The organism is Streptomyces sp. NPDC102259 (genome assembly GCF_044766465.1).
Taxonomy (GTDB): Bacteria; Actinomycetota; Actinomycetes; order Streptomycetales; family Streptomycetaceae; genus Streptomyces.
On record NZ_JBIWMA010000024.1, the window covers coordinates 31,962 to 56,007 of the forward strand.

Sequence of the window (24,046 nt, forward strand, 5' to 3'; positions counted from 1 at the left end):
GCGCTGACCCCGCACCTCGCCCCGAAGAAAGGTCATTCGTCATGTCCGGCATGTCCCGACGCACGCTGCTGCGCTCCGTGGCCGCGGGTGGCGCCGCCGTCGCCGTCCCCGGTCTGCTCACCGCCTGCTCCACGGCTTCGGACGACAAGGGCGTCTCCAACGCGGGCAAGGAACTGGCCCCCTGGCCCGCCTACGCCGCTCCCGCCGGCCCCCGTGCCGACCTCGCGCCCACCGACGCGGGCGTCCAGGCGGGCTTCACGTCCTACCCCTCCTCCCTCGTCACCTCGGTCGCCCGCACCCCCGGCGACGGCTCCACCGTGAGGGTCTTGACCGTCACCTTCGGCACCCCGCCCAAGGCGTCGGCCGAGAACCAGTACTGGCGGGCCGTCGAGAAGGCCCTCGGCGTGAAGATCGAGTTCACGGTGGTCCCGCAGGCCGACTACCAGAAGAAGATGGCCACCGTCATGGCCGGCGACCCCGACTCACTGCCCGACATCATCAACGTCTTCACCGGGGTCACCCTCCCGCGCGAGGCCCAGTTCGTGCAGCGCAGGGCCGAGGACCTCACGCCGTACCTCTCCGGCGAGGCGGTCCGGGACTACCCCAACCTGGCGGGCGTCCCCACCCACGCCTGGCGCGACATGGGCCGCATCGGCGGGCGGCTCTACGGCGTCCCCCTCGAACGCCCGCTGCCCGGCTCGACCCTCTGGCTCAACCAGGGCCTGTTCACCGAGGCCGGCATGAGAGCCGGCTGGACCTCCACCGACTTCGCCGACGTCGCCCGCACGGCCACCCACGGCAAGCGGTACGCGCTCGGCGCCTCCGTCGGCTCCCTCTTCGGCAACGCCGTCCACGCCGCCGCCCACCACGCCCCGAACGGCTGGGCCGTCGACAAGAACGGCACCTTCCACCCCCACTACGGCGACGACCGCTACAAGGCCGCCGTCGCCTTCCAGGCACAGCTGCGCAAGAACGGCTCCTACCACCCCGACGCCACCTCGATGTCCCAGGTGGACCTCGGCACCCTCTTCCTCAACGGCACCGTCGCCGCCCTCCAGGACGGCTTCGGCGCCTACCAGACCCGCTACCCCGACGCCGAGGGACTGCTGACCCCGGCGCCGGCCCTGCCGTACAGCGTCGACGGCACCCCGGGCGGCATCGTCGGCGCCCGCCGCTCCTTCGGCTACACGATCCTCAAGAAGGCCGGGAAGGAGCGCGTCCAGATGCTGTTGCGCCTCCTGGACCACCTCGCCGCGCCCTTCGGCACCAAGGAGTGGGAGCTCGTCCACTACGGCCTGGAGGGCGTCCACTTCACCCGGGGCGAGGACGGCGCCCCGCGGGCGACGAAGCTCGGCGAGGTGGAGAACGTCTCCAACCTGCCGTTCCGCTACCTGGCCGAGGGCCCTCAGGTGCTGTTCCTGCCGGGCCTGCCCGACGCCGTGCGCGCCCTGCACACCTGGCAGCGGACGGTCGTACCCGTCGCGATCCGCAACGCCTCCTTCGGCCTGAAGTCCCCGACCGACACCTCCCAGGGGGCCACGCTCAAGGCCCTGATGGACGACACGATCACCGCCGTCGTCGCCGGCCGTGCCCCGATGTCGGAGTACGACGAGGCGGTACGGAAATGGCGCTCGCGGGGCGGCGACAGAATGGCCGGGGAGTACGCCGAGGAGTACGACGCCAACACCTGAGTCGGCGGCGGCAGCGGCGGAACGGACACGGGCGAGCGGAACGGGGTACGACATGGCGGCACAGGGACGGGTGACCATCCGCGAGGTGGCCGAACGCGCGGGCGTGTCCGTGGCCACGGTCTCACGCGTGCTCAGCGGCAACTACCCGGTGCCACCGGCCACCCGCACCCGGGTGCTGCGCGCCGCCCGCGCCCTCGACTACGTCGCCAACGCCCACGCCCGTGCTCTCGTCGGCGGCGGCCGCAAGACGGTCGCCGTCGTCGTGCGCCAGGTCACCAGCCCGTTCTACGCCCAGGTCGCCGAGGGCGTCGAGGCGGAGGCCGCCACCCACGGCTGGCTCTGCCTGGTCGGGACCACCGGCGGGGACCCGCAGCGCGAGCTGGAATTCGTCCAGCTGATGCGCGAGGAGGGCGCTCGGCTGGTCATTTTGGTCGGCGGGGTCGTCGAGGACGACGCCTACCGCGAGCGGGTCGCGCACTACGCCCAGGCCCTCGACTCCGCCGGGGCCCGCCTCGTGCTGTGCGGGCGGCCCGCCCCCGACCCCGGCATCCCCGCGCTCGTCGTCGAGTTCGACAACGAGGCCGGGGCCCGCGCCATCACCGGGCACCTGCTCTCGGCCGGTCACCGCAGGATCGTCTTCCTCGGCGGACTGCCCGGCAACACCGCCCTGGACGCCCGGGTGCGCGGCTACCGGGCGGCCCTCGCCGAACACGGGCTCCCGCCCGAGGCCGCCCACGTCGTCGACTGCGGGCTGGGGCGGGCCGCCGGACTCCGCGCGATGGCCGAACTGCTCAAGGAGCGGCCGGAGTTCACGGCCGTCTTCGCCGGCGACGACATGGTCGCGGCCGGCGCGCTGCGCGCCATCGCCGAGGCCGGACTGCGCGTCCCCGAGGACCTCTCCGTCGTCGGCTACAACGACATCCCGCTCGCCGAGGACTTCAACCCGCCCCTCACCACCGTGCGCACGCCCGCCGAGGAGCTCGGCCGCGCCGCCGTGCGCATCGCCCTGCGCGACACCGATCAGGTCGCCGCCACCCACCATCTGCTCGGCACCCACATCGTCGTACGCGACAGCGTCGCCGCGCCCCCACCCGGGCGCGCCCGCTGACCGACTTAAGGAACCGCCTTCGTATGACCGTGCCGCACCTGTCGGCCGACGCCGGCCGACTGCCGCCCCCCGACCCCGACCTGTCCCCGCACACCGGCTACACCCGGGCCCACTGGGAGGCCACCGCCGACCGGCTGCTCGCCGCGCTCCGGCCGTACGCCGGCCCCGGCCTCGCCCAGTACCGCCTGCCCGGCCGCACCGGTCACTCCGGCGCCTGGTCGGACGGGCTGGAGGGGTACGCCCGCTCGTTCCTCCTGGCCGCCTTCCGCATCGCGGGCTCGGGCGGAGCCGTCGGCCCCACGCTGATCGAGCGCTACGCCACCGGTCTCGCCGCCGGCGTCGACCCGCGCCATCCGGAGCACTGGCCGCCCATCACCGACCGGAGCCAGCCCATGGTCGAGGCCGCCTCCGTCGCCGTCGCCCTGCACGAGACCCGCCCCTGGCTCTGGGACCGACTGCCGGACAGGACGAAGGAGATGACGGTCGCCTGGCTGGGCGGCTTCGTCGGCGCCACCGCCAACGACTCCAACTGGCGGCTGTTCCAGGTCATCACCGAGGAGTTCCTCGCGTCCGTCGGCGGTCCGCACGACCGCGCCGAGATCGACGGGGGACTGGACCGCCTCGACGACTGGTACCGGGGCGGCGGCTGGTACACCGACGGCGAGGGCCGCAAGTTCGACTACTACAACGCCTGGGCCCTGCACCTCTACCCCGTCCTCTGGGCCCGCGTCGCCGGCCACCGCGCGGACCCCGCCCGCGTCGCCACGCACCGCGCCCACCTGCGCGAGTTCCTCGACGTCCACCAGTACTTCTTCGGCTCCGACGGGGCCCCCGTCCACCAGGGCCGCTCCCTCATCTACCGCTACGCCACCGCCGCCCCGCTCTGGGCGGGCGCCCTCGCCGACGCCACCCCACTGCCCCCCGGCCGCACCCGACGCCTCGCATCGGGCGCCCTGAAGCACTTCACCGACCATCAAGTGCCCGACGAGCAAGGCCTGTTGAGCCTCGGCTGGTACCGGCCCCACCTGCCCGTCACCCAGCCGTACTCGGGGCCGGCCTCCCCGTACTGGGCGAGCAAGGCCTTCCTCGGTCTGCTGCTGCCCGCCGACCACCCGGTGTGGACGGCACCGGAGGAAGCGGGCCCCGTCGACACCGCCGACCGGCAGCTGGCCCTGCCCGCGCCGGGATGGCTGCTGCACTCCACGGCCGCCGACGGGATCGTTCGCCTGGTCAACCACGGCACCGACCGGCTCCCGCCGCCGCCCGCCCCGTCCGACGACAGTCCGCACTACACGGGCTTCGCCTACTCCACCGCGACGGCCCCCGAGACCCCGCCCCCCGGCGAACCACCCGGCCCCGACAACCGCATCGCCCTGCTGGCCCCCACGGGCCCGTCCCGTCGCGGCCGCATCCACCCGCTGTACGCGGAGGGCCGGGCCGCGGCGTCCTGGCACACCCCGCTCGGCCCGGACGGCGACGAGCATCTGCGCATCACCACCGCGAGCGTGGTGCGCGGGCCGTGGGAGATCCGCGTGCACCGTGTCGAAGCCCCCGCCGGCACGCCCGTCCGGGTCGGCGGCTGGGCGGTGGCCTGCGACGACGCGCCGCCCCTCGCGCGGACCGGCGAGGCCTGGGCGGTGGCTCGCCGCACCGACGGTCTCACCTCGGCCCTCGTCGGCCTGTTCGGCTGGGACGACGGCATCGCCGAGGTGACCCGGGCCCGCGGCCACAACGCCTACGGCGACCACTCGGCCGTGCCGGTCCTCACCGCGCCGCACCCGGGCGGCGCGCAACTGCTGGCGACGCTGGTGGTCCTCACCGCCGACCCGCTCACCGCCGACCCGCTCGTCGCGGCGGACGTACGGACCGGCGCGGGTGCGGTCCTCGTCTCCGACGACGCCCTGGAGGTGCGTTTCCCGGACGGCACGACCGAGACCGTCACGCCGGTGCCCGATCCCGGGTGAGGGCCGACACGCGGCGGGCGCGACCCCCTCCCCCTTTGCCCGGCCCCTGCCCTGCCCCCTGCCCCGCCCCCTGCCCTCCTCCCTGTCCGGCCGCGTGGCGTCGCTTGCGGCCGGGCCGGGGGAGCGGGCAGGGTTCCGTGCCGTGGCCACTTTGCTGATCGTCCATCACACCCCCTCGCCCAACTGCCAGGCGCTCTTCGAAGCGGTCGTCTCGGGCGCGACGGCGCCGGAGATCGAGGGCGTCCGCGTCGAACGCCGGGCCGCCCTCGCCGCGACCGCCTCCGACGTCCTGGCAGCCGACGCCTACCTGCTGGGCACGCCGGCCAACCTCGGCTATATGTCCGGCGCGCTCAAGCACTTCTTCGACCAGGTGTACTACCCCTGCCTCGACACCACCCGCGGCCGGCCGTTCGGCTACTACGTGCACGGTGGCAACGACGTCACCGGCGCGGTACGCGGGATCGAGACCGTCACCACGGGTTTGGGCTGGCGGCGCGCGGCCGAGCCGGTCACCGTCACCGGGGAACCCGACAAGGCGGACGTGGCGGCCTGCTGGGAACTGGGCGCGACGGTCGCGGCCGGCCTGATGGCCTGACGGTCCCCGGGCCGCCGTACCTCAGTGCCCGCCCAGCCCGGGCAGACACGTCCCCTCGACCGTACGCCCGACGACCTCCGCCGTCGCGTGACCGCCGCTGTCGACGGTCCCGTTGACGCACACCCGGCCCTCGCCGCCCCCCACGAGCATGTCGTGCAGGGGGACCAGGAAGACGCCCTGCACCTCGACCTGCCGCGCCTCCAGGCCGAGCGCCTCGGCGGCGGCCGTCCGCAGTCCGTCCAAGGTGGTCCCCCTGGCCGCGAGTTCCTGAAGAGCCGCGGCCAGTGCCGTCGCCCGGGGCTGCGCCTTCTGCCGTTGCTCGGCGGTGATGGGCTGGGCCTGGCGGTACGCGTGGTTCTCGGCGACCCGCTGGTCCCAGCCGTAGCTGATGCACGGAGACGGCGACGCCCGGGTGTCCTCGGGCGGCGGGCAGAAGCCCTTCGCCTGCGCCGAGTCGGACGGTGAGGCGGTCGCCGGTCCGGCCGCCCGGGGGTCGCTCGACGGATCGGCGCATCCGGCGGTGAGGACGAGCAGAGCGAGCAGAACCGGGGCGCCGAGCCGGCACCGTGGCCGTGTCCGTGTCATGCCTCGATCATGGCAGGCGGGGAGGGCACCCGGGGAACCGGAGCGAGACGGCCGGACACGGGGCCTGGAGCAGGCTCAGTTCCAGAGCGGGTACGTCACCACGCGCGCGAACTGGTCCGGCCTCTCTCCGAGGTAGGTGAGGGTCATCCGGCTGTAGTGCCGCACCTGCGGGTTCTTCTTCCAGGGCTGCGGCCGGTCCAGCTTCACGACGACGGCGTACGGGTGGAAGGCGCCCGCCGCGCAGTACGGATCGCAGTCGTTGACGACGTTGACCCCGGTGGCCCGCGCCGAGTTCGAGCCCCAGCTGTCCCAGTGCAGCGAGACCAGACGGCTGTTTCCGTCGCCGCACGCGAGGATGAAGTCGCCGGGCCGCACCTTGGCGTGCCAGAGGCAGTCCACCAGGACGGGCGGCGAGGCCTGCCGCACCGCGGCCGCGCGCGCGGTGGGCGGCGACGCGGCCGGCACGGCCGAGGCCGAGCCGACGGCCGCCGTGAGGCCCAGCGCCGCGCAGAGCATGACCGCTGTTCTCGTCGTGTGTCGCATGTCCGCTCCCGCCCGACGGAACCGGGAGCCGTCTGTGTCCGCGCCCGGATGAAGTGCACTACCGACGCTACGACGGCGAGCGGAAGGGGACCACTCGAACGGCCCAGAGCCGCGATGCCCCACGACGACCGGGAGAGACGCGCCGACGACCGGGACGGACGCGCCGACGACGGGGCGGAGAGGGGCGCGCCGACGACGGGGAGGGATGCGTCAGCAGACGTCCGCCCGCGCCACACGGCTCCCCGCCCCACCCGCGCCGCCCCCGCCCTTCGCCGCCGACTCCCGTCGCCACCTGAACTCGCAGGGTGCTGCCCGGAGTGCCACGACACGCCGTGGGGGTCCCCGTATTCACCCTTTCGGGAAAGGGGGTCGCTCCGCGGCTGAAAACGTGCGCCGAGCAGGGCGGATCCCCAGCAGGACATGGTCATTTCCAGCCGTTGTTTTGGCATTCCCATGACAAACCTGTGCACGCAGTGCCACGCTGCTGCCGAAGTTCACCATTCCTTCACACCCGCATCATGCGGGGCATCCCACTCACCCCCCACCTCCTTCCACCCGCCTGCCGTGCAGCGCTCCGGACCGGCCCCATCCCGTCGGTCCGCCCCCCTCCGGCCCCCCACCACGGGCCGACCGTCGCACAGAAGGAGAACCCGTTGCCCCGGCGACACCACCCCATCCTCCGGCGCAGACGCGCCACCGCCCTCGCGCTGACGACCATCGGGACCCTGCTCGCCCTGGGAGCCCCCGCCGGTACCGCAGGCGCGGCGCCCGCCGACCCCCGCCCCGCCAAGATCACCGCCACGCCTCGCGCCGGTGCGGCGGCGACGGCCCTGTCTCCGGCCCGCCGCGCCGCGCTGATCAAGAGCGCGCAGACCACGTCCGGCGCCACGGCCCAGCGGCTCGCCCTCGGCGCGCAGGAGAAGCTCGTCGTCAAGGACGTCGTCCAGGACGCCGACGGCACCACGCACACCCGCTACGAGCGCACCTACGCCGGACTGCCCGTCCTCGGCGGTGACCTGGTCGTCCACCTCAAGAGCGGCCGGACCACCGTGTCCAAGGCGAGCGGGGCGACGCTCACGCTGCCGTCCCTCAGCCCGAAGCTCTCCGCGACCGGCGCCGGCGGCAAGGCGCTCGCGGCCGCCAAGAGCGCGGACGTCACCGGCGCCGCGACCGAGCGCGCGCCCCGCCTCGTCGTCTGGGCCGGCACCGGCAAGCCCGTCCTGGCCTGGGAGACCATCGTCGATGGCGTCCAGCAGGACGGCACGCCCAGCGAACTCCAGGTGGTCACCGACGCGACCACGGGCAAGCAGATCCTCGCCGCCGAGAAGGTGCACACCGGCACCGGCACCGGCCAGTACGTCGGCACGGTTCCCGTCGGCAGCACGCTGTCGGGATCGACGTACCAGCTCACCGACGGCGACCGCGCCGGGCACAAGACGTACGACCTGAACCAGGGCACCTCCGGCACCGGCACCCTGTTCACGGACGACAACGATGTCTGGGGCACCGGCCTGCCGTCCAACCGGCAGACCGCCGGTGTCGACGTGGCCTTCGGCGCCGCCGCCACCTGGGACTACTACAAGGATGTGTACGGCCGCAACGGCATCCGCAACGACGGCGTCGCCGCCTACAGCCGGGCCCACTACGGCAGCAACTACGTCAACGCCTTCTGGCAGGACAGCTGCTTCTGCATGACCTACGGCGACGGCTCCGGCAACACGCACCCGCTGACCGCCCTCGACGTGGCCGCCCACGAGATGAGCCACGGAGTCACCGCCGCCACCGCCAACCTGACCTACTCCGGCGAGTCCGGCGGTCTCAACGAGGCGACCTCCGACATCTTCGCCGCCGCCGTCGAGTTCCACTCGGATCTCGCCGCCGACCCCGGCGACTACCTCGTCGGCGAGAAGATCGACATCAACGGCAACGGCACCCCGCTGCGTTACATGGACAAGCCCTCCAGGGACGGCTCCTCCCGCGACAGCTGGAGCTCCACCCTGGGCAGCATCGACGTCCACTACTCCTCGGGCCCGGCGAACCACTTCTTCTACCTGCTCTCCGAGGGCAGCGGCGCCAAGACCGTCAACGGCGTCGCCTACGACAGCCCGACCTACGACGGCCAGGCCGTCACCGGCATCGGCATCGAGAACGCCGCCGCCGTCTGGTACCGGGCGCTGACGACGTACATGACCTCGTCGACCAACTACGCGGGCGCCCGCACCGCCACCCTCCAGGCGTCGGCCGACCTGTTCGGCGCCTACAGCCCCACCTACCTCGCCGTCGCCGACGCCTGGGCCGCCATCAACGTCGGCAGCCGCATAGCCCTCGGCGTCAACGTCGCCCCGATCGCCGACCAGACCAGCGGCGTCGGCCAGGCGGTCAGCCTCCAGGTGGACGCGTACACCACCAACTCCGGTGCGGGCCTGACCTATGAGGCCACCGGCCTGCCCGACGGGCTGACCCTCAGCGCGAGCGGCCTGATCTCCGGGACGCCCACCACCCTCGGCACCAGCGACGTCGCCGTCACGGTCACCGACAGCACCGGCGCGTCCGTCACGGACACCTTCACCTGGCGGATCGCGTACATCTACGCCACCGCCACCCGCGTCGACATCCCCGACAACGGCGCCGCCGTGGAGTCCCCGATCACCATCGAGGGCCGCGACGGCAACGCCTCGGCCACCACCTCGGTCTACGTCAACATCGTCCACACCTACCGCGGTGACCTGACCGTCGACCTGGTCGGCCCCGACGGCACCGTCTACTCGCTCCTCAACCGCACCGGCGGCTCCGCCGACAACGTCGACCAGACCTTCACGATCGACGCCTCGGCCCAGCCCCTCACCGGCACATGGAAGCTGCGGGTCCAGGACCGCGCGTCGATCGACGTGGGCTACATCCAGCGCTGGCAGCTCACACCCTGACCGAGCCCCTCTCCGGCCGGTTCACTTCCTGACCGGTTCCCTGGCCGGCTGCTTCACTCGCTGACCGCAGACCGCTCGACACCGCCGCCCGGGTCTTCCCAGACCCGGGCGGCGGGATCGTTCCCGCGGGCCCGGGGCGCACACCGGCCCGGCGCCGGAGCCACCGTCCGCATCGGGTCAGTCGCGGTGCCAGATCCCGAAGGGCAACGCACGTGGCCGCGGGCAGCGCGCACCTCCTCGTACGCCTGGTGACCGGAGGAAGGGGGATCACGCGCGCCGGGGGGTCGGGGCGATCCCGCCCGCGAGCTGGGTCAACGGCGTTCCACGCGCCCACAGTTGAAGACGAGGACCGTCGATGAGATAGGTGTGGGGCTCGCGCGAGGCCCACACCTTGTCCCGGTGGGTGAACGTGCCCCGGTGCACGACGAGCCGCAGCGGGGGCCCGGCCCGCGCCCGTACCCGCAGCCGCCTCCGGCAGGAACAGGCCGACTCCTCGTCGGGCAGCGGCTCGGCCACGGGACGGAACGCCACGTCGAGCAGCCGCCCTAGGCCGTCGCGGGCGGCGAGATGGTGGGTGTCGTGCCGAGGGGGTGGCAGCACCCGCCAGCCGTCCCGACGGAGCATCCGGGCCACGGCGAGTACCAGCTCGGGCATGTCCAACTCCGCCAGCTCCTGGGCGGTGTAGTACCCACCCCGCCGCCGGGCGGGGCGCCGGGACCGACGGCTCAGGACGGCGGCGACCACCACGAGGGGCCCGAGGGACAGCGCGCAGGCCGGAGTGCCGAACGCGCGGTAGACCAGGGCGAGCCCCCCGAGCGCGGCGCCCACGAGGACGACCGAGACGGCGAGGGCGGGCAGCACGTCGCGCAGCCTTGGTCCGTAGCGGCCCGACGCCCGCAGCTCGCGCACGGTCCGTCGACGCTGTGCCCGCGCCGACTCGCCGGTCCGCTCCCGTTCCCGCCTGCGTGCCATCAGGGCCGGCCCCCCACCCCATACACAACGATGCGTAGGGGGTGGATACCCGGCCGGGTCGGGGATCGCGCCCGGATGCCACTTTTCCGCCATGGCCTTGGCCGAAGAGTGCTCAACGGGCCGTTGTCAGTGGTGGGTGACAAGCTGCTGGTCATGGACGAGGTTGAGTTCTTGCGGGGCCGGGTCTACGGCGCCGATCACGACGACGCGGCACCCCGCCCGGGCCGCACCTACGCGCAACTCGTGGGCGGCCCGTTGGACGGGCTGCTGCTGGACGTCACGGACCGGACCCGGCACGAGCTGCGCGAGGTGGCGCTGATCACGGAGATAGGCCGCTATGGGCCCGGCGGCCGCGCCCTGTACGAGCGACGCACCGGCGACGACCGCCGTTTCGACTGGCGGGGCGACGCGCCGGGCGCCCCCTGAACCAGCCCTGGTCCCGCGGCGGCGCTACCTGAGACAGGGCCCGTCGGCGCCGATCTTCCCGGGCCCGTTCAGTACGTACACCCGCAGGTTGCCCCGGCCGGGGGCGGCCACCGACAGGGTGCCGTTCGAGACGCTCTTCACACCACCCGTGACGGCGTCCGTGCGACGGTCGTCCGCAGTGGGACGGGGTCGGATCCGCACGGGCCCGCGAGCAGTCCGACCAGCCCGGCCGCGGCCATGGCGACGGCGAGCGGACGTGGTGGCCTGCGTCTGCGGGACGTTCTCGGTGCGCGCCTGCTGGCCTCTCCCCGGTACGGGCAGCGGATGGAGGGAGTAGCCATGAAAGAGCAACTGGCAACTTCCTCAACGGATTTGCGAACGGAAGTTACAGGGACATGGCACCCCTGTAAGGAGATCCCGAGGGGCGGGCGCGGCGGGAGGAGGGGCGGGTCACCTGGGCCGGGGCGAGCGGAACGATGGCTTCCATCTCGGCAGGGTGATCAAATGTGCGAATGTCTACAGGATCCACACCCGCGTCCCGGGTGATGACCGCCCCTCCGACGGTCCGTCATGGCTGGCACAAGCTGCTCATCGGCCTGATTCTGCTCGGGCGCGTCGCGCGCGTCCCGGCCGCCATGGACGCCACCACGGGGGCGACCCCTTCGGGCTGGTGGCACGTGGTGTGGGAGGTGCTCGCCCTGGTGCTGGCCGCCTTCGCGGTGAGCGAGTGGGAGATCCTCAAGGCGGCGTCCTGGCGCATGTCCGTGACGCAGTGGATCTGCCTGGTCCTCTTCCACGTCGGCCTGCTCGGCTTCCTGGGCGCTCAGGTGCTGCAGCTTTTCTAGCCCCAAAGCCGTGAGGTTTGCGGCTGGGTGTGTTGTCAAAGGACTGGTACTTGGAGATGGCGCGTTCGACGATGCGGGGGCTGACCCGCAGCCGCCGTGCGGGCAGTGGATCGGCCAGGACGTGCCGGCCGATCGTGCCGGCCAGGTCGATGCCGACGCGTACGCAGACGATCAGCTCATCTCGCCGACTGAGACGCATCAGCCCTGCCCCTCGACCGCTGCCCTGCGGGCCGTCCATCGGAAGATTGGACAGCGCACATGAACCACGGTGACGTCCGTACGGAGCACGAGCACCACGGATGACGTTGGAGCCATGAATGTGAGGGATCGGGGAGAGATGGACGCTACGGGAACGGAAGTCGACGGCGCGCGGGGGGTGTTCTCGGTGGACTCGACCGCCCCGGGTGCCGCCCCGCGGGGACTCGACTCCTTCCGGCGCGGGTGGGAGACGCAGATCGGCGACGATGTCTTCCAGCTGCCGGCCTTCAGCCCGGACACGATCGGTGACTTCCGGGTCAAGGGCCAGGTGGCCAAGGTGCACGGTGCGGCGATCGCCGATCTTCACGCCGCGTCGGCAACCCGGACCGCGGACGTCCCGGGCGGCGATCAGGACCTGGTGGCGATGTACGTGGTGCAGCGCGGTGCATGGACTCTGGGCGGCCCGCCCGGTTGCGGCGAGCAGACCATATCGGCCGGGCAGTTTCTCGTCCGGCACGTCGGGGGCCTGTCGGCCTTCGAGACGACGGCGCACCTCACGGCGAAGTTCTTCGTCCTACCCCCCGACGAGCTCAAACCCCTGCTCGGGAACCGGGTCATCACCGGGCCGGCGGACTCGGCCGAGATACGCCTGCTGACGGCCCTCACGGACACCATCCGCAGCACTGTGGCCGACCTCGGCCCGGTCGGTGTGGAAGCCGCCCACGGCGCCCTGATCGAGCTGGCCAAGGCGGTGGCGAAGGGCCGGTTCGACGACGTAGAACCCCGGCTGGCCCCCGCGCTCACCCAGGCAGCCAAGGACCTCGCGGACCGCCGACTCGCTCATCCCGAACTTTCTCCTGCGATGCTTGCGCGTGAACTCAACGTCTCCGTCCGTACGCTGCACCGGGCATTCGCCGCTGTGGGAGAGCAGGTGACCACCTACATCCGCCACCGGCGACTGCAAGAGGCCCGGCTCGCCCTCACCGCACCGTCAGGTCGCCTGAGTATCTCGGAACTCGCCGCCCACTGGCAGTTCGCGGACAGCAGCCACTTCACCCGGACCTTCAAGAAGCACTACGGTCAGACTCCCACCGAGTACGCCCGCTCGACCGGAGCGGCCTCGCTCTCGCCGAACCGGCACCCGCCGGGCCACGGGCCGGCCGAAAGCGCGTGACCAAAGGCACGACCGAGGTTCAGCGGTGCCGCCTACTCGTGTCCGCTGCCCGCCTTGCGCCGGCCGACCGACGACGAACCGGCGTCAGCACCCTCTTTCGCGCGTATGCGGCAGCCGTCCACACAGGCCCAGGCCCCGTCGAGCTCGCCGGCCGCCTTGAGTTCGGTGCAAGCAGGACGCCGGCAGCTGATCGACGACTCCGATCAGCCGCCGGCGGTCCAGGCGTCGGAGATGAGCGCGTTGTGGAAGTGTCGTGGGCGCTGAAATGGGCTCAGCCGATGAGTTCGGCGGCCCGTTCGGCGATGGCGTAGACGGTCGCGTTGGTGTTGGCCGAGGGGATGGACGGCATCACCGAGGCATCGGCGACCCGTAGTCCGGCTATTCCGTGCACGCGAAGGTTCGCAGGGTCGACGACGGCATCGGCGTCGGTTCCCATGCGGCAGGTGCCGGTGAAGTGGAAGTAGGGGCCGGTCGCCTTGCGGATGAACTCGTCCACGGATTCGCCGCTCGTCCCGGAGCCCGGCACCGCTTCCTGCTTGCGCCACTCGGCGAACGCGTCGGCCTCTCCGATGCGGCGTGCCAGGGCCAGGCCCTTGCGCATGGTCTCCAGGTCACGGTCGTCGCTCAGGTAGCCGGGGTCGACGACGGGAGCGCTGCCGGGATGGGCGTCCGCCAGGCGCACGGTGCCGCTGCTGTGCGGAGCCATCGCGGCGAAAGCGATGGAGTAGCCGTTGGCCGGCGGCTGACCCCATGCCGACGGGAGCGGCGCGGCGACGATGTAGACCTGAAGGTCCGGGCGGGCCGCGGCGGGGTCGCTGTACAGCAGGCCCATCATTTCGGCCGGCGGGTTGGCAGGAACGAACGGTACGGGCTGGACGGCCTCGTACACCACGCCCGCCATCGGATGGTCCTGCAGATGGGAGCCCACTCCCGGCAAGTCGGCGACGACGTCGATGCCGTGTTCCTCAAGGTGTGGTGCCGGGCCGATCCCCGACAGCATCAGGAGGTGTGCGGAACCGATGGCTCCCGCGGTCAGTACCACCTCGGCGCCGTCGACGGACACGCGCTCCCCGCCGATGGTGTACTCGACGCCGGTGCAGCGGCCCGCGGTGGTGCGCAGCCGCTGCACGGTCGCGTCCGTGACGACGTCCAGGTTCGGCCGGTCGAGGAACGGACGGATGTAGGCGTCGGCCGCGCTCTGGCGGGCGCCGCCGGGCAGATTCATGTCACTCCACCCGAACCCGGTCTCCAGCCCGCTGCCGATGTCATCGGCGCGTGCGAACCCAGCCTCCACCGCGGCGTCGACGCCCGCCGTGGCCAGGGGATGGGGTTCCGGGACCGGGGCGGCCACGACCGGCCCGTCCGTGCCCCGCACGGAGGCATCACGGCTGCGGGTGCTCTCGCTGCGGCGGAAATAGGGCAGCAGATCGTCGAAACCCCAGCCTGGAGCACCGAGGCCGGGCCATTCGTCGTAACCGGAGCGGTGGCCCCGCAGGTGGTAGAGGCCGTTGATGCTCGACGATCCGCCGAGCGCCTTGCCGCGCAGCACGTCAGCGGCCCTGCCTGTACCCGTCTGCACGGTCGAGGCGCCCAGCCAGAGGGATGACGGGTCGAACCCCAGGAAGCCCCAAGGAGATGCCATCGTCTCGGTTGCGTCCCGGGTTCCCGCCTCGAGCAGCAACACCCGGACGCCGGGACGTTCCGAAAGCCGGGAGGCAATCACGCATCCCGCTGTCCCCGCTCCCACCACGACATAGTCATAAGAACTCTTGCCCGTCATGTCTCCGCTTTCCACGGCAGCCTTGTCCGGCCACCGAATTTCAGATACTCAGCTCCTCGACGAACAAGGAGCTGATGATGCTTACGTACTGAAGTGTTCTAAAAGTTGGGGTGGTTGTTTTCGCGTCACCTCTGTGGGTCGCCCAGCCGCGTCCGGGCTCGGCTCGCAGAAGGCTGGAATCGCCTGTCAGCAGCGAGCGGGCTACAGAGGTGACCCGGTGGCAAACGATCACATTGATCCGGCGGGCCTGCGATCCGCACACCGCCGATCACCCCGTCGGGGATGTCCATATCGGCGCCGGTCCCTGCGATGACGGCCGCGCGGCCGGAATTCTCTTGGTTCACGAGTTTCTCGTCTTTGCTGTGTACCCGTCCAGGAACAGCCTGGGTGTTCCCTCTGCCTTCGAAGCTTAGGAAAACCGACACAGCACGCACTTGAACCACCGCGACGTCCGTTCGGAACCTGAGCGCCATCACGGGCCGCGCCGCCGGCCTCACACCTGCGCGTGGCCGTATCGCGCCCTGGCGGAGGTCAGGTCGGGTTCGCCGAACCGGGCCCGCAGCAGGCCGAACGCGTGCACCTTGTCCGCGCCGAAGCTCTCCACGCGCGTGGCATAGGAGTCGGCGGTGAGGAACGTGGGGGGAGTCGTCTTGCTGTGGAACTTGTCCGCGTACATGACCAGTTGCTCTTCGACGGTCTCGGCCAGATAGTCAGCCTCGGGTATGGGAAGCCCCTGAGCACGGATGTCGTGCCGGGTGAGACCGACTCCCGTGTGGCAGGAGCAGAAGCGGCGCAGGCGCTCAGGGAACCCCTCCTCGTGGAGGATCTCGTAGCCGAGCACGCCATGGCGGACGTAGTCGCGGTGATGGAGCCGACCGGCCCGGTCGTAGAGCCGGTAGACGCCGATGTCGTGGAGCAGGGCGCCGACACGGACGAGGTCGGCGTCGAGGGGGAGGTCCGTCCGTACCAGGAGCTGCTCGGCGATGCCGCTGACGATCTCGCAGTGGGTGAGGACGAGGTCCAGTGCCTCTCGCGACGGCGCGTGCCGCTCGTGCAGCGCGCGTACCTCATCGACCGTCGGAAGGACCACTTCGGCAGGGTACCTGCCCACCCGACACGAGAAGGGACACGAGAACGGACACGAGAAGGAGCCCGGACCCTCGACCGGAGCGGACGTTCCGTCCGGAGCCGGCCACCGGCCCCTGACCGGTCCGGGCTGCCCACGCCGGTCGGCGAGCCGGAAGCCGAATCCCGCCCCTGGGCCGGGTCAGTAGCCGATGGCCTCTCGGAGAAGGAGCACGGTGCCGCGTCCCTGGCGCTGTTCCGCGTTGACGATGAGCAGGCGGTTGACGGCGCTGGGCATCCCGTACACCGCCAGGGCGCGGGCGTTCTCCAGAGGGAGGGCGTGCTCCTCGACGCGGCGCAGCGCGGTGCTCAGGTCGGGCACCACCTTCTGCGCGCCGACGATCCAGACCGCGTGGGCGGCGCCGCCCGCGTTGGCGGGGAACTGGCTGCCGCTGCCCGAGGCGAGGACGAGCGAGCCGGTCTCGGTGACCGCCGCGACGCTGTTGACGACGAATTCGGGACTGGCGACCAGCCTTCGGATCTCGTCGGCGCCGGTGACCCGGTCGATGGCCAGGACGCGCGGTCTGATGGCGTCGTACCGGCCGCCGGCGTTGATGTCCTCGTCGATGCCGGACAGTCGGAGGGTCTCGCTGGCCCCGGTGAACACGCCCGCGCCCTCGGGGATCAGGTCCTTGACGCGGGCGCGCGCGGCGGCGGCGTCGTCGAGGATCTCGGCGGCGAAGCCGTTGGCCCGCAGCGCGGCGGCCACCCGCTCCAGTTGCTCGGCCGACGCCGGGTCGGCGAAGGACGCGGCCGGAACTGGAGCCGGAGCCGGAATCGGGGTCGGAGCCGGAGCCGGGGTCGGAGTCGGAGTCGGGGTCGGGGTGGCCGTTGCGTCCGCCCGGTCCGTCCCGGAGCCCTGCGCCGTCTGGGGTGCCTTACCCGCCAGCGGGGAGGTGTCGAGGTACCTCACCTCGTACACCCGCTCGGCGAACTTCCAGCCCTCCGTGGTGCGCTGATAGCGGTCGTGGTAGACGGCGTAGTGGAGACCCTGGCGTCCGTCGAGGGTGCGGAAGAGTTCCTGGATATAGGCGCGGCCGGTCGCGGTGTCGTCGTCGAGCAGGATCGTGCCGGGGTGGGTGGTCTGCACGAAGAAGTCCCACTGGCTCTGCAGCCGCTCGCCCCCGGCGCGGATCTCCTCGCGGCCGACCTGGTCCGCGGGGATGTCGGGCATGCGCAGGGCGCCGTCCGGTGTGAACAGCGACGCCAGGCGGGGGCGGTCGCGCATCATCACCGCGTCGGTGAACTCGCCGCGCAGTGCCTCGATCTCGACCCGGTCCGCGATGGTCTGGAAGTCGTTCATCCGAGTTCCCTCTCCGTGATGTCGTCGTCCTCACCGGTTGAGACAACGCGGCCCTTCGGAATGTGAGGCGGGGGTGTCGACCTCACAGTCCGGTGCGCTGTCTTGTCGTAACGGGTAGCGGCACGGCAGCGAGCGAGGGAGACGGCCACACCATGACCAGCCGGACTATGACCAACCGGGCCTTGACCGGCCGGACCATGACCACCAGAGCCGAGCCCGGCGACGAGCGGAGCGATCCGGGCCTGAGCGCGATCATGAGCGAGCGGCGCCGGCTGATCAACCTCGCCTATCGGCTCCTCGGGTCCCTGGCCGACGCCGAGGACGTCGTGCAGGAGACCTACGCCCGTTGGTACGCCATGTCCGCGCGGGAGCGGCAGGCCATCGAGTCGCCCGGCGCCTGGCTGATGACGGTCGCCGGCCGCATCTGTCTGAACCTGTTCGGCTCGGCGCGGGCCAGGCGGGAGACGTACGTGGGCGACTGGATCCCGGAACCGCTGCCCGAACCCACGGAGTGGATCAACGGGCGCTCCGGCGGCGGGACCGACCCGGCCGATCTGGTCACCCTCGACGAGTCCGTGACGATGGCCTTCCTGGTCGTCCTCGATGCGATGACCCCGGCCGAGCGCGTCGCGTTCGTCCTGCACGATGTCTTCCGATATCCCTTCGGCGAGGTCGCCGAGATCGTCGGCCGTACTCCGGCGGCGTGCCGCCAGCTGGCCTCGTCCGCCCGCCGTCGGATCCGCACCGCGCAGACCCCGGTGGGCCCGGGTGCCGGGCAGGCGGGAATCGTCAGGCAGTTCAGAACGGCGTGGGAGGCGAAGGACATCGACGCCCTGATCGGCCTGCTCGACCCCGAGGCCACCGCGACCGCCGACGGCGGCGGGCTGGCCGTCACCCATCTGCTCCCGATCGTGGGCGGTGAGCGGATCGCACATGCCTACGCCGAGATCGCCCGTGTGTCGGGCGACCGCACGACGTTCCTGGAGTGCACGGTCAACGGCCTGCCCGGCTTGGTGGCGCAGCAGGACGGCGACATCGCGACCGTGTTCGCGTTCGAGATCGCGGGCGACCGGATCAGGCACATCTGGGCGGTGCGAAACCCCGAGAAGCTCCGGCCCTGGCGGATCGGCTGAGGAGCCGCCCGCCACACGAGCCGCCCGCACAGGAGCCGTCCGCACACCAGCCGCCCGTACGGGAGCCGCCCGCACGCGATCGGTCCGCACAGGAGCGGTCCGCAACGCCGCGGCTCCGGCGAGCAGTTCCTCGGCGGCAGCGCGATCGCTGCTCTCTTCACGACGGGCCGGGCCCGCCCGGGGCCGTCAGCGGCGTACGCCGCCCGGACGGAAGTCCAAGACGTGCGAGCGGGGACAGGGCCATCACCGCCGGGGACAGCATCATTCCTGCGGCCGTCGCCAGGAGACTGGCGCGCAACCCCCACTCCTCGGCGAGGAATCCGCCGAGCAGGGAGCCGAGCGGGGACAGCCCCATGCCGACGAACGTGATCGTCGCGGCCGCGCGGCCCTGCAACCCGTCGGGAGTGACCGTCTGCCGGACGGCCATGACCGCCACGTTCACCAACTGGCCGCCGGCCCCGAACACGAAGTTGACCGCGAGGAGCGTGGGAACGGTCACCGCGGGGGAGCCGTGCAGCGCGGGTACACACAGCAACACGCCGTCGCCGAGTGCCGCCGCGGCCACGAGTACCGGGCCGTATCCGAACCGGTTCGGCAGGCGGGCGGCCAGCACGGAGCCGAGGAGCGCGCCCGGACCCGTCGCCGCGAGTGCCAGCCCGACGGCGGTGCCGGACAGGTGCAGTTCCCGCGGCAGGAAGAGCAGATAGACGGTCATCACGGCCGCGAAGAAGAACTGGAAGGCGGCCGAGGCCAGGCACACGGTCCGCAGCGCGGTGTCGCCGACGACGAAACGGAGACCCTCGTGGACCCGCCGCCAGACCCGAGGAGGGCGCTCCAGGCGCTCCGGGGTCGGTTCGACCCGGCGGACGCGTCGGATGGACAGGAACGACAGCGCGAAGAACAGCGCGCTGGAGGCGGCGGCGATCGGCGCCGACAGCAGGGACACCAACGCGCCGCCGAGTGCGGGACCGCCGATCTGGGCCGCGGACCGGCTGCTCTCGAGTGCGCTGTTGCCCCGCACCAGCTGGTCGCGTTTCACCAGCCGTACGAGAGACACCTGGTAGGCCACGTCGAAGAACACGGACAGGGCGCCGACGACGAAGGCGACCAGGAGGAGCGCGGGCAGGCCGAGCCGGCCGAAGAGGGCGGCCAGGGCGGCGGCGCCCAGGGCGAGGGTTCGGCCGACGTCGGTCAGCACCATCACCGTGCGGGTCCGCCACCTGTCCACCCATGCGCCGACGAAGAGCGACAGCAGGAAGATCGGCGCCTGCCCCACGGCGCGCAGGACGCCCAGCTGATCGGCGTCGGCGTCGAGCGTCAGGACGGCGAAGAGCGGGAGAACCACCAGGCCTGTGTGTTCGCCGAGTTGGGAGGCCGTCTGCCCCACCCAGAGTCTGCGGAAGTCGCCGTCCCGCCACAGGCTTGACGGAACAGGCCGACCGGAAGCGGATGCGGCGGAGGACACGGACGGCACGGACGGCACGGGGATCCCTCGGGTTGCCGACGACGAGGCCCGCCACCGAGCACACGACAGATGCGCCGACGGTTCGGGCGGCAGAAGGCTCGCTGTGCCGCTCCATCAAGGGCAGCACGCGATGACGGGCCGATCACGGCCTACGACGTCAACGCGCGCTCGGACGACCGATCATGTCTGCAACTCCTCGTGGGTCGACTCGCCACCCCGGACACTAGTACTGCAACCTGCGTTCCCGAAGCTGCCGTCCAGTGACAAGTAGCTCTCAATAACGATGCCACGGTTGATGCGGTCATGTAGGAGTCGTCGGGGTGTTATCGGTTGCTTCGGGGACGTAGCCGCAAACCTGCGGTCCGCATTCGGCCTTGTGGTCTCGGCCCCACTGGGAGGTGTCTCGCTCGATGGAGCGGACGCGGTGGACGAGTCGCTGCTGGTCCTTCCGGAGCAATGTCGAGGGCAACGCCGTAAAGGTCTCCGGGAGGACGGCGACCATGCCTCGGACCTGCTCTCCGGTGTACATCTGCAGCAGCATGGCGCACTGCCACCAATCGATCTCGCCGCCGCGGCGGTTCGGAGTACCGGGCCAGTAGTAGTTCGCCGGATCCGGGAGCGGACAGTGGACGCCACTCTCGGTAAACGCCATGGCCGCCAAGAACGCGGCTATGTCCTGGTCGAGCTCAGCCTCCTGGCTCCTCATGCCGATCCGCCCTCAATGCCCCTCTCGGAGCGGGTTGTGCGGGCCTGGGTATGCGACAAGGAAATGCGGCGGCGCGCGATGTCGACCTCCATGATCTTCACGGTGAGGGCGTCGCCGACCTCGACGACGTCTTCGGAGGTTTCGTCCAGCTCGCTGGTGTGCACGAGCCCCTGGAAGCCGTCCTCTCGGTCTTCGATGCGGACGAAGACGCCGAACGGCACGATCTTGGTGACCGGCCCGACGACTACTTGGCCGATCCGCTGCGCTACCTGCGGCCACGGGTCTTCCTGCACCGCTCGGAGCGACAGAGGCACCCGTTCCCGGACCATGTCGACGTCGAGGACCTCGGCTGTGACCACTTGGCCGACGCTCACGACGTCAGACGGGTGGTCGAGCGGGCGCCAGGACAGCTCCGGGATGTTGATCATCGCGGTGAAGCCGCCGATGTCCACGAAGGTGACGCCGAAGCTGGCGATGGACGTCACCGTGCCGGTGACGACCTGGCCGCGCCTCAGGGTCTTCAGGAACGCCCAGTCCCGGTCGCCGGGCGTCGGCTCGGTCTGCCAGCGAGCGCGTAGAACGCCGTCGCTGTCGGGCAGCACAGCGGTGAACAGCGGGAGATCTTCACCGGCATACATGGACGCTCGCGCTGCCCCGGCTCCGGGCAGGGCCGGGTGCGCCGGTCCGTGGCCGGCCACGGACATTTACATGGTCGACCACATGAGTGGCGGGCGCATCCTGAGAGCCGCCGCAACGGCCGTTCCGCACACCACCTCCGGTAATACTTGGCTAGCCACGTGATTGCTGTTACGGTTGTTATGTGTCCAGCCACACTATTTGTGGCGGAGCGAGTGGAATGAACGGAGTCATCATGAAAGCGATCGTTTTCGAAGAGTTCGGCGGCCCGGAGGTACTGCACGAGGCCGACGTCGAGGTCCCTCAGCCCGGCCCCGGCCAGGTCCGGGTCCGGGTGAAGGTGGCCGGACTCAACGCCATCGACGGCAAGACCCGCGCCGGGATGCTCGAGGCCGTCTACCCCACGACCTTCCCGGCCACCCCCGGGGGGTGAGCTGGCCGGCGTGGTCGACGCGCTCGGCGAGGGTGTGAGCGACGTGCAGGTCGGCGACGAGGTGCTCGGCTGGGCCGACACCGGCTCGTACGCCGAGTTCGCGCTGGCCACCGCCGTGGCCCCCAAGCCCGCCGGCCTGTCCTGGCAGGACGCGGCCGCGCTGCCGGTCGCGAGCGAGACCGCCGAGCGGGTCCTGGACCAGCTGGGGGTGGCCGCAGGGGAGACGGTGCTGATGCACGGCGCGTCCGGAGCGGTGGGCACCGTGGCCGTCCAGCTCGCCGCCGCCCGCGGCGCCCGCGTGATCGCCACCGCCGGCGCCGCCAACCAGGACTACCTCGCCTCGCTCGGCGCGACGCCGACCACCTACGGCGAGGGCCTGGTCGAGCGCGTACGCTCCCTGGCCCCCAACGGCATCGACGCGGTCTTCGACCTGGCCGGCAAGGGCGCCCTGCCCGACTCCATCACCCTGCGCGGCGGCACGGAGCGCATCGTGACCATCGCCGATTTCTCCGCGCGCCGGCTGGGCGTCACCTTCTCCCAGGGCACCCCGGGGCACTCCGCCCAGCGCCTGGCCGCCGTCGCCCAGGAGGCCGCCGCCGGAAAGCTGACCACCACCGTCACCGCCTACCCCCTGAACCTGGCCGCCGAGGCCCAGGGCGCCAGCGACGCCGGACATGTGCGCGGCAAGCTCGTCCTGACCGTCAGCTGAGCACTCCCGCCCCCTCGCACACCCCCACCCCTCTTGTTGCGGTGGCCGTCGGGTCACCGCATTACCGAAGGACTTTTCATGCTCGAATCCCTGTGGACCCCGACCACCCTCGGCGGCGCCTCTCTGCCGCACCGTCTGGTCATGGCGCCCATGACCCGTGACCGCTCCACCCCGGAGGGCGTGCCGACGGAGCTGAATGCCGAGTACTACGCCCAGCGCGCCTCCAACGCGCTGATCATCACCGAGGGCACCCAGCCCTCGGCCGACGGCCAGGGCTATCTGCTGACCCCCGGCATCTACGACCAGGCGCAGGTCGCCGGGTGGCGCACCGTCACCGATGCCGTGCACGCGGCGGGCAGCCGGGTGTTCATCCAGCTGATGCACGTCGGCCGGATCTCCCACCCGGACAACACCCCCCATCACCGACAGCCCGTCGCCCCCTCGGCGATCCGCCCGCAGGGCGTGATGTTCACCGCCTCCGGCCCGCAGGAGATGCCTGAGCCGCGCGCCCTGTCGACCCAGGAAGTCGCCGAGACCGTCGAGGACTTCCGCCGGGCTGCCGCGGCCGCGATCGCGGCGGGCGCGGACGGTGTGGAGATCCACGGCGCCAACGGCTACCTGATCCACCAGTTCCTCTCGGACAACTCCAACCAGCGCACGGACGCCTACGGCGGCTCGATCGAGGCGCGTATCCGCTTCGCCGTCGAGGTCGCCGCGGCGGTGGCCGACGAGATCGGCCCGGAGCGCACCGGCATCCGTATCTCGCCCGGAAACCCGTACAACGACATCGCCGAGTCCGACACCCACGCCCTCTACCCGGCCCTGGTCGAGGCGCTGCGCCCGCTCGGCCTGGCCTATCTGCACCTGATGCACGCCGGTGACGAGGCGTTGCTGGACACGCTGCGTGCGCAGTGGCCGGGCACGCTGATCCTCAACCGGGCCGGCGCCGACATCCCCACCCGGGCCAAGGACATCGAGAACGGCACGGCCGATCTGGTCTCGGTCGGCGCGCTGGCCCTGGCCAACCCCGACCTGGTCGAGCGGCTGCGCGTCGGGGCGGAGCTGAACAGCCCGGACCCGGCGACCTTCTACGGTGGCGGTGCGGTCGGCTACACCGACTACCCCACCCACACCGGCTGAAGAAGCGGGGACCATGCCTGACATTCCCACTACTGCCGCAGGAGGGCCGATGGGTTACGCGATCTTCCAGCTCGCCCGCGCCCACCGCGCCTACGCCGGCGCCCTGCTGCGCAAGATGAATCTGCACCCCGGCCAGGAACTGCTGCTCATGCAGCTCCTCGACCGCGAGGGGCAGACCCAGTCCGAACTCCTCGAGAGCGTCGGCCTGGACCACTCCACCGTCTCCAAGTCCCTGCGCCGCATGCAGGACGCGGGGCTGCTCACCCGCGAGCCGGCCCAGCACGACCGGCGCGTGATGGTCGTCCACCTCACCGACAAGGGCCGCGCCATGCGCGAACCCATCGCCGCCCTGTGGCAGAGCCTGGAGGACATCTCCGCAGGCAACCTGACGGAACAGCAGGCCCAGGCCTTCGTCGAGACCGCCTACGCGATCACCGACGCGATCACCAGCCGCCCGCTGCCGCCAGAAGAACCCGGCTGACACACCGGTAGGACAAGCACGGCCCTCCAACGGCCGGCGGTGTGGCAGCACTCCAAGAAGCCCACAGGGGACATCGAACTGCCTCCACACCGCCGGCCGTCCGCACACCG

At 71.7% G+C, this 24,046-nt stretch carries 20 protein-coding genes and 1 pseudogene; 12 read left to right on the plus strand and 9 right to left on the minus strand.

Going from position 1 to position 24,046, the window contains the following annotated elements; all coding sequences use genetic code 11:
- Positions 1–41: 41 nt before the first annotated feature.
- The 4 genes from ACIRPU_RS36110 (at position 42) to ACIRPU_RS36125 (ending at position 5,358) form a co-directional block, all read left to right on the plus strand.
- Positions 42–1,691 (plus strand): extracellular solute-binding protein, encoded by a 1,650-nt coding sequence (locus tag ACIRPU_RS36110; protein WP_403874984.1) that lies wholly within the window; start codon positions 42–44, stop codon positions 1,689–1,691.
- Between the two features lie 52 nt (positions 1,692–1,743).
- Positions 1,744–2,799, plus strand: coding sequence for a LacI family DNA-binding transcriptional regulator (locus ACIRPU_RS36115; RefSeq protein ID WP_403874986.1), 1,056 nt, complete (start codon positions 1,744–1,746; stop codon positions 2,797–2,799).
- Between the two features lie 23 nt (positions 2,800–2,822).
- Entirely contained in the window at positions 2,823–4,763 is a 1,941-nt protein-coding gene (locus tag ACIRPU_RS36120; protein WP_403874988.1) for a DUF2264 domain-containing protein, read from the plus strand.
- Between the two features lie 142 nt (positions 4,764–4,905).
- Positions 4,906–5,358 (plus strand): NAD(P)H-dependent oxidoreductase, encoded by a 453-nt coding sequence (locus tag ACIRPU_RS36125; protein WP_355709431.1) that lies wholly within the window; start codon positions 4,906–4,908, stop codon positions 5,356–5,358.
- A 21-nt stretch (positions 5,359–5,379) separates the two neighbouring features.
- Here ACIRPU_RS36125 and ACIRPU_RS36130 read toward each other — a convergent pair whose 3' ends face one another.
- Entirely contained in the window at positions 5,380–5,943 is a 564-nt protein-coding gene (locus ACIRPU_RS36130; RefSeq protein WP_403874991.1) for a precorrin-3B C(17)-methyltransferase, read from the minus strand.
- 75 nt (positions 5,944–6,018) lie between these two features.
- Positions 6,019–6,486: a hypothetical protein gene (locus ACIRPU_RS36135; protein ID WP_403874993.1), complete on the minus strand. Its 468-nt coding sequence runs from the start codon at positions 6,484–6,486 to the stop codon at positions 6,019–6,021.
- A 653-nt stretch (positions 6,487–7,139) separates the two neighbouring features.
- Here ACIRPU_RS36135 and ACIRPU_RS36140 point away from each other — a divergent pair.
- Positions 7,140–9,410, plus strand: coding sequence for a M4 family metallopeptidase (locus tag ACIRPU_RS36140; RefSeq protein WP_403874995.1), 2,271 nt, complete (start codon positions 7,140–7,142; stop codon positions 9,408–9,410).
- Positions 9,411–9,677: 267 nt separating this feature from the next.
- On the opposite strand, the gene ACIRPU_RS36145 is transcribed toward ACIRPU_RS36140, so the two are convergent.
- The gene (locus ACIRPU_RS36145; protein WP_403874997.1) at positions 9,678–10,382 is read right to left on the minus strand and encodes a hypothetical protein; all 705 of its coding nucleotides are present in this window, start codon (positions 10,380–10,382) and stop codon (positions 9,678–9,680) included.
- Positions 10,383–10,535: 153 nt separating this feature from the next.
- On the opposite strand from ACIRPU_RS36145, the gene ACIRPU_RS36150 reads away from it, so the two are divergent.
- The 3 genes from ACIRPU_RS36150 (at position 10,536) to ACIRPU_RS36160 (ending at position 13,025) form a co-directional block, all read left to right on the plus strand.
- Positions 10,536–10,808 (plus strand): hypothetical protein, encoded by a 273-nt coding sequence (locus ACIRPU_RS36150; RefSeq protein WP_403874999.1) that lies wholly within the window; start codon positions 10,536–10,538, stop codon positions 10,806–10,808.
- A 512-nt stretch (positions 10,809–11,320) separates the two neighbouring features.
- Positions 11,321–11,653: a hypothetical protein gene (locus tag ACIRPU_RS36155; protein WP_403875001.1), complete on the plus strand. Its 333-nt coding sequence runs from the start codon at positions 11,321–11,323 to the stop codon at positions 11,651–11,653.
- 337 nt (positions 11,654–11,990) lie between these two features.
- Positions 11,991–13,025: a helix-turn-helix domain-containing protein gene (locus ACIRPU_RS36160; RefSeq protein ID WP_403875003.1), complete on the plus strand. Its 1,035-nt coding sequence runs from the start codon at positions 11,991–11,993 to the stop codon at positions 13,023–13,025.
- A 271-nt stretch (positions 13,026–13,296) separates the two neighbouring features.
- Here ACIRPU_RS36160 and ACIRPU_RS36165 read toward each other — a convergent pair whose 3' ends face one another.
- The 3 genes from ACIRPU_RS36165 to ACIRPU_RS36175 form a co-directional block, all read right to left on the minus strand.
- Entirely contained in the window at positions 13,297–14,805 is a 1,509-nt protein-coding gene (locus ACIRPU_RS36165; protein ID WP_403875005.1) for a GMC family oxidoreductase, read from the minus strand.
- 493 nt (positions 14,806–15,298) lie between these two features.
- Positions 15,299–15,895: an HD domain-containing protein gene (locus tag ACIRPU_RS36170; RefSeq protein ID WP_403875007.1), complete on the minus strand. Its 597-nt coding sequence runs from the start codon at positions 15,893–15,895 to the stop codon at positions 15,299–15,301.
- A 177-nt stretch (positions 15,896–16,072) separates the two neighbouring features.
- Positions 16,073–17,233, minus strand: coding sequence for an LUD domain-containing protein (locus tag ACIRPU_RS36175; RefSeq protein WP_403875009.1), 1,161 nt, complete (start codon positions 17,231–17,233; stop codon positions 16,073–16,075).
- 197 nt (positions 17,234–17,430) lie between these two features.
- On the opposite strand from ACIRPU_RS36175, the gene sigJ reads away from it, so the two are divergent.
- Positions 17,431–18,366 (plus strand): RNA polymerase sigma factor SigJ, encoded by a 936-nt coding sequence (gene sigJ / locus ACIRPU_RS36180; protein ID WP_403875127.1) that lies wholly within the window; start codon positions 17,431–17,433, stop codon positions 18,364–18,366.
- 157 nt (positions 18,367–18,523) lie between these two features.
- Here the strand turns inward: sigJ and ACIRPU_RS36185 are convergent, their stop codons facing one another.
- From ACIRPU_RS36185 to ACIRPU_RS36195, 3 genes are all read right to left on the minus strand, one after another.
- Positions 18,524–19,840, minus strand: coding sequence for an MFS transporter (locus ACIRPU_RS36185; RefSeq protein WP_403875129.1), 1,317 nt, complete (start codon positions 19,838–19,840; stop codon positions 18,524–18,526).
- Between the two features lie 292 nt (positions 19,841–20,132).
- Positions 20,133–20,537, minus strand: a complete 405-nt coding sequence (locus ACIRPU_RS36190) for a hypothetical protein (RefSeq protein ID WP_403875011.1) — start codon at positions 20,535–20,537, stop codon at positions 20,133–20,135.
- On the minus strand, positions 20,534–21,175 hold the full coding sequence (locus ACIRPU_RS36195) for a S1 RNA-binding domain-containing protein (RefSeq protein ID WP_403875013.1): 642 nt from the start codon (positions 21,173–21,175) through the stop codon (positions 20,534–20,536). The genes ACIRPU_RS36190 and ACIRPU_RS36195 overlap by 4 nt, the downstream gene beginning before the upstream one ends.
- Before the next feature lie 233 nt (positions 21,176–21,408).
- Here ACIRPU_RS36195 and ACIRPU_RS36200 point away from each other — a divergent pair.
- The 3 genes and pseudogenes from ACIRPU_RS36200 to ACIRPU_RS36210 all read left to right on the plus strand — a co-directional run bounded on the left by ACIRPU_RS36200 (position 21,409) and on the right by ACIRPU_RS36210 (position 23,936).
- Positions 21,409–22,315, plus strand: a pseudogene (locus ACIRPU_RS36200) (NADP-dependent oxidoreductase).
- A gap of 78 nt (positions 22,316–22,393) precedes the next feature.
- Entirely contained in the window at positions 22,394–23,455 is a 1,062-nt protein-coding gene (locus tag ACIRPU_RS36205; protein ID WP_403875015.1) for an alkene reductase, read from the plus strand.
- A 13-nt stretch (positions 23,456–23,468) separates the two neighbouring features.
- Positions 23,469–23,936: a MarR family winged helix-turn-helix transcriptional regulator gene (locus tag ACIRPU_RS36210; RefSeq protein WP_403875017.1), complete on the plus strand. Its 468-nt coding sequence runs from the start codon at positions 23,469–23,471 to the stop codon at positions 23,934–23,936.
- The last annotated feature ends 110 nt before the right edge of the window (positions 23,937–24,046 follow it).